Annotated in this window: 10 protein-coding genes; 6 read left to right on the top strand and 4 right to left on the bottom strand. The window is 43.5% G+C overall.

Going from position 1 to position 15548, the window contains the following annotated elements:
• Positions 1-207 precede the first annotated feature (207 nt).
• Complete coding sequence (locus tag AND4_RS01745; protein WP_009841159.1) at positions 208-1155, top strand: hypothetical protein; 948 nt, start codon at positions 208-210, stop codon at positions 1153-1155.
• A 94-nt stretch (positions 1156-1249) separates the two neighbouring features.
• Here the strand turns inward: AND4_RS01745 and AND4_RS01740 are convergent, their stop codons facing one another.
• Positions 1250-2476: a DUF819 family protein gene (locus AND4_RS01740; RefSeq protein WP_009841158.1), complete on the bottom strand. Its 1227-nt coding sequence runs from the start codon at positions 2474-2476 to the stop codon at positions 1250-1252.
• 441 nt (positions 2477-2917) lie between these two features.
• Between AND4_RS01740 and AND4_RS19985 the strand changes: the two genes are divergently transcribed.
• Positions 2918-3094, top strand: a complete 177-nt coding sequence (locus AND4_RS19985; protein WP_009841157.1) for a DUF6435 family protein — start codon at positions 2918-2920, stop codon at positions 3092-3094.
• A gap of 161 nt (positions 3095-3255) precedes the next feature.
• Here AND4_RS19985 and AND4_RS01735 read toward each other — a convergent pair whose 3' ends face one another.
• The gene (locus tag AND4_RS01735) at positions 3256-7140 is read right to left on the bottom strand and encodes a DUF1566 domain-containing protein (protein ID WP_083796252.1); all 3885 of its coding nucleotides are present in this window, start codon (positions 7138-7140) and stop codon (positions 3256-3258) included.
• A 201-nt stretch (positions 7141-7341) separates the two neighbouring features.
• Between AND4_RS01735 and AND4_RS01730 the strand changes: the two genes are divergently transcribed.
• The 3 genes from AND4_RS01730 to AND4_RS01720 all read left to right on the top strand — a co-directional run bounded on the left by AND4_RS01730 (position 7342) and on the right by AND4_RS01720 (position 10987).
• The gene (locus AND4_RS01730) at positions 7342-8418 is read left to right on the top strand and encodes a histidine kinase (protein ID WP_186004039.1); all 1077 of its coding nucleotides are present in this window, start codon (positions 7342-7344) and stop codon (positions 8416-8418) included.
• Positions 8396-9118: a LytTR family DNA-binding domain-containing protein gene (locus tag AND4_RS01725; RefSeq protein WP_144017018.1), complete on the top strand. Its 723-nt coding sequence runs from the start codon at positions 8396-8398 to the stop codon at positions 9116-9118. The genes AND4_RS01730 and AND4_RS01725 overlap by 23 nt, the downstream gene beginning before the upstream one ends.
• Before the next feature lie 102 nt (positions 9119-9220).
• A complete protein-coding gene (locus AND4_RS01720; protein WP_009841152.1) occupies positions 9221-10987 on the top strand; it encodes an ABC transporter ATP-binding protein/permease in 1767 nt (588 codons plus the stop codon).
• Positions 10988-11220: 233 nt separating this feature from the next.
• On the opposite strand, the gene AND4_RS01715 is transcribed toward AND4_RS01720, so the two are convergent.
• Positions 11221-12447, bottom strand: a complete 1227-nt coding sequence (locus tag AND4_RS01715) for a hypothetical protein (protein ID WP_009841151.1) — start codon at positions 12445-12447, stop codon at positions 11221-11223.
• A gap of 922 nt (positions 12448-13369) precedes the next feature.
• On the opposite strand from AND4_RS01715, the gene AND4_RS01710 reads away from it, so the two are divergent.
• Complete coding sequence (locus tag AND4_RS01710; protein WP_009841150.1) at positions 13370-14755, top strand: hypothetical protein; 1386 nt, start codon at positions 13370-13372, stop codon at positions 14753-14755.
• 255 nt (positions 14756-15010) lie between these two features.
• Here the strand turns inward: AND4_RS01710 and AND4_RS01705 are convergent, their stop codons facing one another.
• The gene (locus AND4_RS01705) at positions 15011-15469 is read right to left on the bottom strand and encodes a hypothetical protein (RefSeq protein WP_009841149.1); all 459 of its coding nucleotides are present in this window, start codon (positions 15467-15469) and stop codon (positions 15011-15013) included.
• Between the last annotated feature and the right edge of the window lie 79 nt (positions 15470-15548).

Raw genomic sequence — 15548 nt, 5'->3', positions numbered from 1 at the left:
GCCGTTAAAACCCCGCCTCTTGAGATCAACTGCTAAAGAATTAATACAACAGGTTGCATACTGGTACTTTTACTTACTGCATAGATCCTTGTCTGATAATCTCAACTTTGTCTCTCAACATTGAGACTGAGGACACTTCAGTCGAGTGAGTTCAATCTCCCTCCTGAAAAAGAAATGAATAAAACGATAAACAGTAGGCTATTAACTATGAATATTAAAAAAAACATCGCCAGTCTGGCAATTCTCACAGCATTTAATGCTACGGCTTATGAACACTACTCGGTATTTGAAGATTACATTGACCAAGGTCTGGTCACTGCAAACCAATCTCGTATCACACAAATAGGAAAGTCTAGTCAGGGACAGCAGACCGTGGCTGGTACGTATGTTTATGATCAAGTTGGCCGAGTAACGCAACGTGATTACGTCGACAGTAAGTTCCACTACACCTACAATGCCCAGGGATGGTTGGAATCAGCCCGTGCATTAATGAAACACGGCCCAAACAACAGTTACATAAGACAAACCAAAGAGAATTTCATTTCTCAGTACAGTTACAACGAACTTGGTCAAGTATCCGTTGAGAGTAAGAAGGTCTTTCATAATGATGCAGCCAACCTTAACGGCACACCTATCGCAACATATCGCATTCAATACACTTACGGTTCTGATGGCAAACTGCTACAACGCCGCCAAGAACCAATGTCAGGCGATGATATGTCAGTTCGAGAGTTTTACTATTCTTACCACGACGATGGCAAGTTAAGAAAGATCCGTGAAGTTAAACTCTCAGAGCCAAAAGAAAAGAGCACCCTTCTCCTTCAATACTATCCGAATGGCGAAATCCGAAAGGCAACTCAGAGCTTGTTCGGCAAAGGCACCAAAACCTTTGAAATGGAATATGTAAATGATGATTCTCTGATCTATGGCGTTTACTATGTAGATCCAGTAAAAGAGTGGAAAGTGGACTTAAATTTATTTAGCCTAGCCTTCCATCCGATCAAATCAATGACGCAGACCGCTGGCGATTCAGTCAGCACCTATCGCTATCAATACCAAAATATCGATGGTGATGCTCTACCAGATAGCATACAGCTAGAGATCACACTTCCGGGCTTTAGCCAAGCTATTCAGTACAACTTGACGAATCAATAACGTTTCACCGCTATTAAAGCGAATACAATAAAGTCCGATACGGTCAAAACCATATCGGACTTTTTTTCATTTATTTTTTGCAAGTTCTAAGAAATTATTGGCCCGCCGCCAGCTGCATCAACAGACCGCTGATATAGGCACCGTATGTACCAAGCGCATAACCTAACACTGCCATTAAAATCCCTACTGGCGCCAATGCTGGATGGAATGCCGCTGCAACAACCGGAGCAGAAGCAGCACCGCCAACGTTGGCTTGACTACCGACCGCCATAAAGAACAATGGCGCTCGAATGATTTTCGCGACAGTAATCATGAGAACGGCATGAATCGTTAACCAAACAATGCCGATGAAAAAGTAACCCGGATTATCGAAGATCGCGGTCACGTCCATTTGCATACCAATGGTAGCGACAAGGATGTAGATGAAGGTTGAACCGATTTTAGATGCACCGCCATGTTCGAGGCTGCGTGTTGATTTAAAACAAGAAGCAATAAGTGCAAAAGTCGTGACCAATACGATCAACCAAAAGAAGCCAGAAGTTAAGCTGTATTTCGCCAGTCCTGGTGCGTTGGTTGAAATCCAAGGCGCAATGATATCACTAAAGTAATGAGCCAAGCCGGTTAAACCAAATGCGATCGAGGTGATCTTAATCAAATCCGTTGTCGTCGTCGGGCGGTCATTTTCTTCTTGATACTTAGAAACGGTTTCTTTTAGCTCTTCGATGGCTGACGTATCTGCTTTAAGCCATGCGTCGACTTTCTTTTGACGACCAACCATAATAAGTAGGACCGCCATCCAAACGTTTGCACAGATAACATCTACTGTAATCATGGCGGAGAACAGTTGATCATTCACTTCAAACACTTCTTTCATTGCCGCTTGGTTTGCACCTCCGCCAATCCAAGATCCCGCTACTGTCGTCAGGCCACGCCAAACGTCACCAGACACGAGATCTGGAGAGACTTGATCGATAATAAGAATCGCCAATGGACCACCAATGATGATACCTGCCGTCCCAGTTAGGAACATAATGACCGCTTTCGGACCAAGACCAATGATTTTGCGCAGGTCCGCAGAAATAATCAAAAGTACCAATGCACTTGGGAGCAAGTAACGGCTTGCGACGAAATACAGCTTAGAATTTGACGCATCAATGATACCGAAGCTGTTCAACAGTGAAGGAACGAAGTAGCAAAGTAACAGACCAGGAATGATCGAATAGAATTTTTTTAGTGCGCTGTTTTGGCTGCTTTCTGTAATGAAGATACCGCCGAGTATCAGGGCTAACATGCCCATGATTACTGCATCATTAGAAATCATTATAGTTATTCCTTTAAATTGTCTACTTTGTAAGGAGAAGAACCATACAGACAACGCAATAATGTTACAATATGTAACAGAGAAAACACTTTGAAATATCCCTGCAACATCACAACAATCGCTTTTCCTCCTTTTAGCTCTTTGAGATAACAACATCTTTGTGTAACTCAAAAAAATGACATGTTGGCACCAAGTTACGCATTAGGTTTTATAAGATGACAAGCACCCCCTCATGGTCAAACATTTCCGCTTTGACTTTGGATAAGTTTTTTTAATCCAAAGTCCGATAAACCAACGGTCAGAAACACCTTAAAAAGCGAGAATTTATACCAATTTTAGCGCCGTCACTCAGAAATATTTACCGATACGAACGACTACAGGCATGAACTAAGATCAACGCTAGCGCGTAGTAAAGAGAGGTCATAACTTAAGGAAAGTTTGATGTTTTCTTTTTTTAAAAACAATTCGGTGAAAAAACTCAAAAAGCGTCACTCAATGCTGTGTGAGCAAGCTATGCATGCCCAGCGTCGTGGCGACATTAAAACGTACTCATTGTTAACCGCAGAGGCAGAAGAAATCTTCGAGCAAATCAAAACCCTGAACACGTCACAAGATTAACGTTAAAAACAGATAAAAGCCCAGCATTGTTTATCATGCTGGGCTTTAGACTCTAATAAGTCTTTGATTAAGGTTTTAATTTGGTCTGTTGGTTTAATGGTTATTTTATGCCAATCAAACCACCAAACACCTTCATTATAATGCTAAATTTTAAGCATTATTCACTGAGGATTCGAGACACAGGAACCATAAAACTTACCGCTAGGTGCCTTGCTGTGGGTACTTCCAATCTTAAGGTCCACAACTATATAGTTAGACTCGTTTTCTTCATCCACAGTTGATGACAAATACTGATCGAAGCTGGGCCAACCACGCGCGTCCCAAAGGCCGTTTGTGAAACCAGCATATTTCTGTCGCAAAGCCACTAGTTCATCCCTTTCTGGACGACGCCAATCTGTTCTGCCCGCAAAATTCGAGATTCTTAATTTTTGACACCAACGGTCAAATTGGCCATTAATACCAGCATTATGATTATTGCCTTCCCCTGGTTTCACGACACCATTGCCATCCTGCCTAAATTCAGCAAATTCACCACCGAGAGGGCCAAGTTCACCCGTTTCCTCTCTAAGACGCGAATAAGTATCTCCACTGTTTGTCTCAGAAGAATCTTTTTCATAACCCATTGCTTCCATTACAGCTTCAGATGGGCTACTCGTAAACCACTTCCCTGATGAATCCGTAGCGACCTTTAAACATGCTTCTTTCGCGTTACTTTTGTCGGTATCGTCAATATTTTTCGAATCCGTCTCTTGAGAACCACAAGCCTCTAAAATAAACACTGAACTAGAACCTACCTTTCCTGCTTTATCGGCAGTGATACTGACCGTTCCGCCATGAGTTGAACTCGATACTAGGCCACCAATCACTTTCACCGACAATTCACCGTCACCGACATCTTCAACCGACCAGTCAACGGAGTTCGTTACATCCAAAGGCTCTTTACCGTAAGAGTAATACTCATACGCCATAAGTTGGACTTCCTGTTCTTCCGCGAGCGTCACTAAGGGCGGCGTCACAACAATCCCCAGCACTTCAGGCTTTAATACGGTCAGCATAGAAGTCGCAGGAGTAACATAGTTAGACAAACTTGCATCATTTGGTGTTGCGGTGAGCGTGACAGTGGCATTGCTGGCCTCAAAGAACGTCACTGTTTTATTACTTTCATCAATTAAAACAGTCGAGTCATCCGATTCCCATGTCACTTTATCGGTCGCATCAAACACCTCACCATTATTTTGCACCGCTGCTGCTTTCAGTTCGTAAGGCACACCAACCGCAACGGTGCTGCCATCCATAGGGGTTATTAGCAAGCTTGTGATATCCGCAGCCACCGTCGTAAACATCTCTACTGCGGGGGACTCAATATTGTTAACATTTGGAAAAGCCTCTGTCACTAGGCTCGCCGTTACAGTTACCCCTCTTCCTTCTTCCAGACTTTGCACTGTGTAAGTACCATCACCGTTGTCAATACCTTGAGCCGCAGCTTCAGGCGTGACAGTCCATGATACTTGGTCTTCAGACAGCTTCATGCCGTCCCCCGTATCAACAACCGCGAATGCCTCAAACTTTTGGCTAAAACCAACTGCCAATGTCTCAATATCTGGACTGATAACCACGCCATTAATGGACGCGTTATTGACCGTCACAACCGCCGATTTATCATCAATGGATGGCGTGTCTTTATAGCTCGCTCGCACACTGCCTGAGCCTGATGTCACAGCCTCTAAGGTGTCAACATGGCCATCATAGTCTGTGTCAATAAGACGCAAGGCGGCATCACTTCCAGTGGTTAAAGTCCATTCCACCGTATCATTACTCAACACCGCAGCACTGTCATCGTTGTAACGACCTAGCGTACTTAATGCTACTTTTTGACCCGGTATGAGTGTTAAGTTCTCTGGTAATTGGACTTCAAGTGACTGCAACGCTTTCTCTACAACGATGATGCTTGCGCTCCCAATCGGCACTTGACCATCGACTGTATCGTCAAGAGGCACGTTTTTCATCATTGCCGTTAACATGACGTCACCTGCGCTCGAACCTGCTGTTACTGTTCCTGTTGAAACATCGAGCGTTGACCCCGTAACACTTGCATCTAACATAAATGTCACCTGACTAGGAAGAAGTGGTGTCACTTTGCCATCAACATCAACACTATACACTTCAAACGTTTGTTTTTGTCCTGCCGCCACTTCTGCGACCTTAGGGGAAAGGGCCAGCGATGAAATCAACTTAACTGGCGCCACATCAAACTCTTCGGTGGTGATGAGAGGAACAAGTCCACTGTCAAATGTCTTGGTTGCGGTCACCGTTACGCGGCCTGGCTCTGAGGCATAAAAGACACCATCAGACGTGACTGTCGGTTTCTTTGATTCTTCGCCATCCCAATCAGTCACCACCACCGATAAGTGCTCATCATTAAATGCCAGTCTCTCCGAGGTCCCATCGTCATACACCATAGTCACTGTCAACTGCTGTGGTAGCCCGGCACTGTAGCCTGATGCTGGAGACAACGAAAGCGATGTAGGCACCTTGCTGTTCACCGTCACTTTAATATTCGGTGCCATATTGAGACCATCAAACACACCACCGACAGTCATTGTTTCTGCTTCAACCGTCTCTAATAACCCAGGTTTCTTCTTGGAGAAAGAGGCAGAAGCTCCATCACTGATCTCCCATTTCATACTCGGGCTCTCGGTCACGTTTTCTTGAAAGCCATCCGAGTACGTCAAAAAAGCTTCCATCTGTAGATTGTTGCCAAAATCAACTGTCGTATCTTTTGATGGTGAAATTGACAGCATGGTCGCCGTCGCATCCAACAACTCAACCTCGTACGTACCGCCATTTGTCGTCGTTACGGTAACCGTGCCCGCGTTTGAGTAATCAAGATTTGGGTCGAAACCGCTTTGGGGCGTTGCAACAAGAACGTTGCCTTCCATGTGGGCATAAGTCGTGTTGTCTAATATCCACGTTGCACCCTCTGTTTGGTCGACAATGCTGCCATCGCTGCCTTGTGACACAAACTTAAGTTGCATGGACGCCCCTTTTCGCAAGGTTTCCTCAGTTCCAACAATGCCCGCCTTCGGCTCTAACTGTTCAAAAATGTTAAATAAAAATGCACCAACCGTATTCGTGTTCTTCAAGGTGGCTGTTACTTCACCTATCCCTTCCATACGTCCTTTGACGAAGGCGCGGTTGTCCACTTCCTCAACCTTCACGTGGCCTGAATCGGCTGTCGGAGACCAAATTATATCTCGGTTGTCGATCAGTTGAGTTGTGTCATTTGACATGGTAGCAATGGCCACTACCTCACGGTTTGATCCAATCGCAAGGTCGGTGTTCCAGATAGCCCCATCCGCCGGTTGAACCTCAACACGAGTCACGGTCAAATCTGAAACGTTCAATGCTGCTTCGTCACTAAACGTCTGCCCTTCTACATTTACCGATACTGAGATTGGCAGCGTCTGACCAACAAGTTCATGGCTCGGCGTAACTAAACCCTGCTCGATAGTTTGTTCGCCCATCATCCATGACACCGCTTCTTCCGAGGTGACGTCTAATACTCGATTATCCGACAACACTGCGCTCGCATAAAACTTCTGACTCAACCCTGCGGGTATCGTCGCTTGCGGCGGGGTGACCTTTAGCGCCATCACGGTCGCTTCAGATACCATGACAGTGACGACATCACTCTCAACCGTTCCCATCACCGCTTTGATCTGCGTTTCAGTTCCCATACTTCCCGGATTTGCTTTAAAACGTTGTTCGTTGTCATTCGTTAGGCCATTTTCGGTAAAGTTCTCATTGTCTAGAACCCAATTCACCTCAGAAGAAACGTTTTTTACAGAGTCATCATTATACGTCGCAGTTGCTATCACACGCCCATTCAAACCAACAGGCACCGACACTTCACTGGTTACTTCGAGTGTAATTGACACCACCTCAGGAGCATCTCTCCCACCTGAACTATCGCTACAACCAATGATGGTAAACAAAGTTAATATACACGACATGGCAGAGCGCCATATCGACATCATCCTATTCATACTTGATCCTTAAATCCCCAAAATTCATTAACATTCATTTGTGCCTAAGCGGCAACTTAGTGCACTAACGCGCAGTGTAATGAATTCAATAGGCACCAAGATCGTAGATCGTAGGTTTGGTCCCATTTTGGTTATGATTGGGTCAATAGAATGATGAAGCTCACATATACTACGATACACTTAAATCATAGAGCGACTATTTTGACATTACTTTTATCAAACCTGCCCCTTTCGCGACAGGATCTACTCTTGTTAATCGCATGGCCATTGGTCAACGCCTTCATCGTATGTTCAGCGCTCTATTACATAATGTTAACGCTGTACATCCCTCTATCCGCCACCCTCATTTCTAATGTAATGACGGCTGTATTTTTAAAATGTGCCTTATTTTGGCTATTTCGTCGAATCTTCGAGGCAAACTGTGAGGCTGCTATTAGCCTCCGGCTGTTTTATCAAATTGTTATCAACTTAGCCCTGATTTCACTTGCCTTTGCCATTTCCGATATCGGGTTCACAGCACCAGCGACATTCGACAGTATCACCGTTTTCCAGTTGTTTCGCCTCAAGCTTCTCACCTATTTAAATATGTTACTTCAAGTGACGATTTACACAGTGGTCATCCACAGTTGGCAACTAAATCAAAGAGCTTTAGAACTGGAGATGTCATTAAAACAGTCCGAGATTTCGTTATTACGTATCCAGACAAATCCGCATTTCCTATTCAATACGCTAAACCTACTCCATAGTGAAATTCCCGAACGTCCGGAACTTGCTCAAAAACTCATCTTTGAGCTTAGTGATTTACTCCGGGGCACCATTGCCATTTCAGATAAACGACGGATCTTACTCAGTGATGAAATCGTATTGATTGAACACTACTTGGCGATTCAAAAGGCGCGCTTTACCGAGCGATTGGATGTTAAAATGCTTATTGATTCGACTAGTCAAGGGCTTTGCATTCCTCCCATGCTAATTTTACCTCTGGTGGAGAACGTCATAAAGCATGCTCTGAGAAAGACTACGAAACGAATTACCCTTGAAATAAAAACCCGTTATATCGGTAACGAACTGTCTATTCTTGTGAGCAATAATTGGCCAGGAAATACCATTCCTGAATATAAGATAGGCAGCGGTCATCGCAATATCAGCGAGACATTGAGGTTAGAATACCTCGATGCCACTTTATCGATAAACTTTGACAATCAAGTCACTTGTGCATTAGTTACTATTCGCCATGATTTTATAGGAGAGCCGAGTGTTCCGAGTGTTGTTGATTGATGACGAGCCTGCCGCGACTCAAGCTTTAAAGCGGGGATTAATAGCTTTTGAAGAAATCGAAGTAGTTGGCTGTTATCACGACCCACACCGAGGCATAGAAGCAATCTTTCAAAAGCGGCCAGATATCGTATTTTTGGACATAGAAATGCCAGAACTAGACGGGTTTGAGGTTGCTAAAAAAACCGAACATATCCCCTATCATTTGGTTTATGTAACGGCCTACCCGCAACACGCTTTAACTTCATTTGAAACTAAAGTTGTCGACTACCTATTGAAGCCAGTACGGGAGACCAGACTAGAGCGTTGCCTTAAGAAAATTAAACAACTTCCACCTAGAGCCGCTACCAAAAGGATTGAGGGCATCACAATTTATGATGGAAAAACGACCTATCGTCTTACGTCTCAAGATATAAGCTATGTCGAGAATATTGGGCGTTATCAACAGATAAATCTTACCGAGTTAGCTCAGGAAAAGTTCCAGATTCAAACCGTGGTAACTCAAGATACTATGACCAACTTTGAAGCGGCATTGGATTCCACTCAATTTGTGAGGGTTCACCGCAGCTATATTATTAATTTGCAGCTTTTAATGCGTGTCCATAGAGAAGCCAGAAATACTTTTGTTTATTTGATGGGTGTAGACAAAACCATCCCTATTGCTCGCTCTAAATTAGCTTTGCTCCTTGAATATTTGAATTAGCTTACCCAAAACAGGTTCCTCAACACAGGAAACTCACCCGCTGGTCTCCCCCTTCAAAGTCGCTTACTATGCTTGTTACCTAGAACGCGTTGTGAGCCATTCATGAGCAGAAAAAACAATAAAAACCTCAGTATTCTTCTTAAACTCAACACCTTCATTGCGCCTCATAAATGGCGAGTAGCTGCGGCCTTGTTCGCCCTTTTCGCGACGGCAAGTCTGACATTATCCGTGGGTTACGGTGTACGAATATTGATAGACCAAGGCTTCGCCCAGCAGTCACAGCAAGAACTCAACAATGCAATTCAGTTCATTATTGGCGTGACATTGTGTATTGCAGCGGGCACGTTTTTCCGCTTTTATCTGGTTTCCTCAGTAGGCGAGCGGGTCAGTGCAGACATTCGCCTTGCGGTGTTTAACCATGTGATATCACTGCACCCAAGTTATTTTGAGACCAACAGCAGTGGCGATATTATGTCGCGGATCACTACCGACACCACCTTGTTGCAAAGCATCATCGGGTCGTCATTTTCAATGGCAATGCGCAGCGCAATCATGTGTGTTGGTGCCATCATCATGCTGTTTGCGACTAATTTTAAACTTACCTTAATTGTGCTTGCCTCCGTGCCGCTTGTTTTAGTTCCGATTCTAATTTATGGAAGACGTGTACGTACGCTTTCTCGCAAAAGTCAGGACACAATGGCCGATGTGGGCAGCTATGCCGGAGAAGCCATCGAGCATATCAAAACCGTACAAAGCTTTAGCTCAGAGCAACATGAGCGGGCAGCGTTTGCGGTCGAGGTAGAAAAAGCCTACGAAGTTGGCAGGCAGCGAGTAAAACAACGCGCAATTCTGATCTCAGGTGTGATTGTGATTGTATTCAGTGCTATTGCCGGCATGCTATGGGTGGGCGGCAGCGACGTTATTCAAGGTAAGATGTCAGGCGGCGATCTAGCGGCATTCGTGTTCTATGCCATTATGGTTGCATCATCGACAGCGACGATTTCAGAAGTCATGGGCGAGTTGCAAAGAGCCGCAGGTGCGACAGAGAGATTGATTGAGATTCTGCAAGTAGAAAGTGATATCAACACGCCAATAAATCACTTGCCTATTACCGATGCCATGCCAGCAGAAATAAAGTTTGAATCGGTCAACTTCAACTACCCTTCTCGCCCAGACCAACCCGCTATCAAAGGGTTAAACCTAACGGCAGAACAAGGCAAAGTACTGGCGATGGTTGGCCCATCTGGAGCAGGAAAAACGACATTGTTCGAACTACTGCAGCGCTTTTATGACCCTCAGCAGGGGCTAGTTTTATTCGGTGGTGAAGATATTCGACGGTTCAACCCAAACGATCTTCGCCACCAAATGGCATTGGTACCGCAACAACCCGCCCTGTTTAGCCACGATGTTTTCCATAACATCCGCTACGGCAATCCAAACGCTACTGACGAGCAGGTCATTGAAGCAGCGAAGAAAGCACATGCTCATGAGTTTATCGAAAAGCTGCCGGACGGTTATTACAGCTTTTTGGGTGAGCGCGGCGTGAGATTATCTGGTGGACAAAAACAGCGCATCGCCATCGCTCGTGCCATTTTGAAAGATCCTAAAATTCTGTTACTTGATGAAGCCACCAGCGCTCTGGACAGTGAGAGTGAGTACCATGTTCAACAAGCGCTTGAGGCATTAATGACAGACCGTACGACGCTGATCATTGCCCATCGACTGTCGACCATCCAACATGCGGATAAGATAGCTGTGTTAGACGGTGGTGAGTTGATTGATATCGGTAACCACCAATCGTTGATGCAAAGCTGTGAATTGTACCAGCGCTTAGTGGCGTTACAGTTTAATACCAATCACAGTAAGTAATGGCTAAATACTACGGCAAAGAACAAGGCCCGATCATTATTTGACGGGCCTTGTGCTTCTCCCTTTGATAAGCCACCTAACAGGTTGAACCGTAATTAACCATGAGGGAATCAGAAAACGCCCTACTGTGTACTAAATCAACCCAGTGCTTAAATAGTAAACCTCGGAGACGACTAACATCGAGTTTGTTCGGTAGAGTTTGATTGGATAAAACATCGGATTAAAATCAATGTTTACTGTCTAATCAATTCTAGTGCTAATTTTTTATATTCATCGCCAACATTTTTATCTATGCTGAATTGCTCCTCCGTTTTTCGACCATCTATAGTCTCAAATTCCTCGGAGGGAATGAGGTAACCGTAAGAACCGTCAGTTAAACCAAGCATCATTTTATATCGAGAACTCATTGCTTTCTTGATTGGTAAACCTAGGTTGGTCAAGGCCTCTCCTGGGGAGGTAATAATAGTAAAGCTATCACCAAGCTCAATTTTAGTTACTTTAGCGTTAATATTATTCGAGCCATCAACATGGACATCTAAGGACTCTGCTCTTATCAATCCAAGGAAGTTAGGATTGGTTACCTCATGAGATAGCATCTTACTTTCAAGGGTGATTTCGCCTTTGATCCGCTGTCGATTTGAGAGAGCGTTCACAACATTGCTAGCGACTAAGTCACCAAACTCCTTAGCAGATGTGAAGGTTCTAAACTCACTCTTAAACTGAGCATCACCCAAGATGCCATTTACGAAAATGCTCATGCCTCCTAGCTCTTGCTCTAGCGCCTCACGGAGATAATAAACATAATCTGAACTCAGCAAGTGGTTGTTTTGATCTAATATGGTGGGATGCGCGCTCATGTTAATTAGCGTAGAGACATTATCGCCAGTGTCGACATCGACAATATGCAGGGTAGTGACTGTGTCGTCCACTTGCTTCAACCCCCTTCGATTTGAAACAGGTGCTGTCGTTGTAGAAGCAAATAACTTTACTCTCTGGGCATTAAGCTGAGCTTGTCTTACTGCTTTGGCTGACAAGCTTATTAGCCTCGCTTTATATTCAGGGCTGACACCTCCCCAAATCCCCTGGTAGTCAAGTCCTGCGTGAGTGTGCGTCGCTGATATGTATACGTTCTGTTCGTTAACAGAAATCTCATTTAATTCAGTTTTAATCCCATCGATGATTGAGTCACCAATACCCGGCGCATCTATGCTTACAATGTTAATTTGCTGACCATTTTTTTCTAGGTAAAGGGCTCGTACTGAAAGATCATCATGCTCCCCTTCTATGTTGCAGCGTAGTTTTGACAAAGGCATACCATACCCCCCCATACATAGCTCTTTATCCCCTTCTAACGGACCAAGGCTTTCTTTCCAAACACCCGCAGTGAAACCACGGGCGAAAGTGGGTGCAGTTATAACTAAACTTGTAGCTAACGTTGTTAATAAGATAACTTTTTTCATACAACTTCCTTTATTTTTATGTTGTCCGGCTAATACTAAGAACCATATTCATGAGCAGATAACACCCTAGTTGATATAAAGGTAAGTTCACTCAGCGTCCATGAATAAGTTTCATCAGAAAAGTTGATAAATAGACATTTATAACTACTGCATTGAAGATGCTATCAATTAAAATGACACTAATAACGATGAGCGAATTAGCTTAAATGCTTCTCATTTGTCGAATACTAATCAAATTAATCCGTGTATGCAATTAAATGATTGCTATAAATGTAAGCGATCTTTCTCCCTATCAGACATTCAGGTCTTTTGTACTATCTTCAGATAAAGGACCACAGATTTACAGGTAGCGTTTTACTGGCTCAATATTGTTTTTTTGGTTAAGAATTTAGCTTTAGGAAACATGTAAGCCAAACCGTATATGAGGTATTAATCAATATAATTTAAAACATTACTTTGGTTGCAAAAAACATAAACACCTAAAACTTAACTATTGACAAAATATAAAAACGTAAGACTTTACAAAGCTACCTATAATTTAAATAAGTGTGAACAATCCTAAGTAAATGAGCGCTCAACTCGTATCAAAATACCTTAACATGATATATCTTCCTGCACTACCTTATGACATGAAAGCCAATTTAAGTATTTTAATATCTATCACCATCAATGTGAATCCACTGAGTAATGGGGTAAAGGTACGTTTCTAAAAATGAGAAAATTAAGAGAATGAAGCACTCTTATTGTAAATCACTAACTTTAGCCTTCACTGACCTATTAAAAATACAAGATCGCAACAGTTAGAACATCCCGTTAGCATAAAATAAAAACATTCGCCTTTTACTGATATTTGGATCATTAATTTTCTTATACATTGACCAGAGTTAATAAATGTCAGCCATTAATTTTCGAAGGAAATGTTATGAATGTTCACTTTGGGTCAGTATCAACAACTGCGGCAAATATCAACCGTTCGGAAGATCACGGTATAAATAAAAACTCACCTGCAGAAGAAACAAAATCAATTCAACAACTTGTGATATCACAGGGCGGCTCGTCGGCCGAAGGTAAAGGTCTAGACAAGAGCTTTATTATCCGAGATTTCGATAGTCCGGAAGGCTTTGTAAAACGTGAATTTCAGAATGGTAAACTGCCACGCTCAAGCGAAGAGTCCTATGTTCCTTATGGTATCACTTCAGACTCAACCGTTGTTTACGCTAAAAGCGGAGAACATCGAGGGTTTAATCAAATTGCAAGTGATCTCAAACCTTATACCACCGAGGTAAGCCAGGAGCGTAGAGGGTTAGCCGCATCAGAACTAGGTGCAATCGCGTTGGATAAGAATCAGTACACCGAAAAAGCGGTCAATAAAGTTTCCGAGGGTGTAAAGAGCTTTCTGATGGAAAAGTTTGAGAGTAACCCTAAAGAAACGATGGCAACGGTTACCAAACAAATTGGCCACTATTTTTTTACTAACGAACGACTGTCCTTTGGAAGAATCTCAACGCAAGATGTTAAAACGATGTCAGAGGATCAAGTCTGGAATAAAATCATGGATGCGCTTGAAAATGGCTCTTTGGACCAGAAGATCTCAATTCATGATGCAGTAGGTCGAAAAGTATTACCGAAATTAGGTGGTGGCAGTGAGCAACTTGCGAAGTATCAAGCACTTGGAGAGACGGTAAGACAGGATTGGTTCGACAAAAAAGAATATCGCGGTAGAGCTAACGTAGCGGGGGCACAAGCATCCCACACAGCGGGTATCGCCGACAATAAACATGCAAACATCGTCGGGAGTTTTGAGCAACCAAGAAACCGTGGTGTCGATATGTTCGAACGTGATGTAAATCGCACCAGTCACACAGAAGCCAACAATTTTTTCGATGACATCGATTCACGAAACCTCCTATTTGGCGCAGGTATATCTGGCACAACCGGGTCTCTATTGCAAGCAGCAGAGGCCTTTGGCCCGCTCACTGAGATGGAAGACAAAAAGCAATATATGATGGCGATCGTAGGTTACCTAGTGGGCGGCGGTATGCACTCTTATCATGAATGCATGACCATTGGTGAAAAAGTCGGAATTCCGTATAACCCAGGCTCTTACGTAGAGTCGTTGCCTGAATCATTCACAAACAGCGAAGATTTTCAGCAATGGAATCATGACTATTACGACATCAGTGTTCTGGGCGCTACCCATTGGCAATTTAATGAAGGAAAGTTGCCTTCTCACCTAGAACTGCAAAGAGTAATGGAAAAGAAATTAGATGAAGACGGCTCGGTAAAAAACTCATTCATCGTCGGTTAATTAACATCGTCAGTCAATTAACCATGTTGCTATGCGAGCTAGATTACATGAACTAAATGATGTGATCTAAGCTGAGCTATGCGGGCCAAGCTTTGTGACCTAACCTTCCCTTTTGTCTTCTTTTCGCGTTCTATAGAGAAAAAGTCTCAAGGGAAGGAACTTGTAAATCAGCCAAGCCTTAATTAACACTAAAGCGCCCACATTGCATAATCTATCGAACAGGTCATTCTGAACAGCTGCTGTGATTGATATAATTCAACCTTGTGGGTTGTTCTTCGCGCTGATCTCTGCGTAAGTATGCAGGAGCTCCGTCAGCGTTTTCACCCAAGCAAACACATCTGTTGGCGTATTATCTAGTAGCTTTTCAACATGTTCACAGTGCATTTCTAGCGTTATCGCTTCTTCAAGACGAAATGAAATAGCGTAGAAGTGCCAAAGGACAAGGCGCGTCATCCGCACACTATTTTGCTTGGCATTATCCGATTCATCAAACGCTTGCTGAATTTCGCTTAGCGCGATCGCTGTCATACGTAACATCGCATCAAGACGCGCCGATAACATGCGGTCTTCACTATCTACTTCTTCTTGGTCGAAGGTAAATAGTTCATTCATCACGTCTTCTGGCACCATTTTACTGATCATGCGAGCACTAAACTCTTCCAGATCATGGCGTGGCATAGTCACCAAACAATCGAATGTGTAATCACGAAGCATAAAATCACTCTAAATTGGTTATCATTTTTAGTGTGCGCATTTTAAGGGCTATAGCATCGATTACCAGAGTTTATTGTCT

The sequence above is a fragment of the Vibrio sp. AND4 genome (genome assembly GCF_000171815.1).
GTDB lineage: Bacteria > Pseudomonadota > Gammaproteobacteria > Enterobacterales > Vibrionaceae > Vibrio.
The sequence above is the reverse complement of the archived record's forward strand: the minus strand, read 5'-3'. Positions and strand labels throughout refer to the sequence as shown.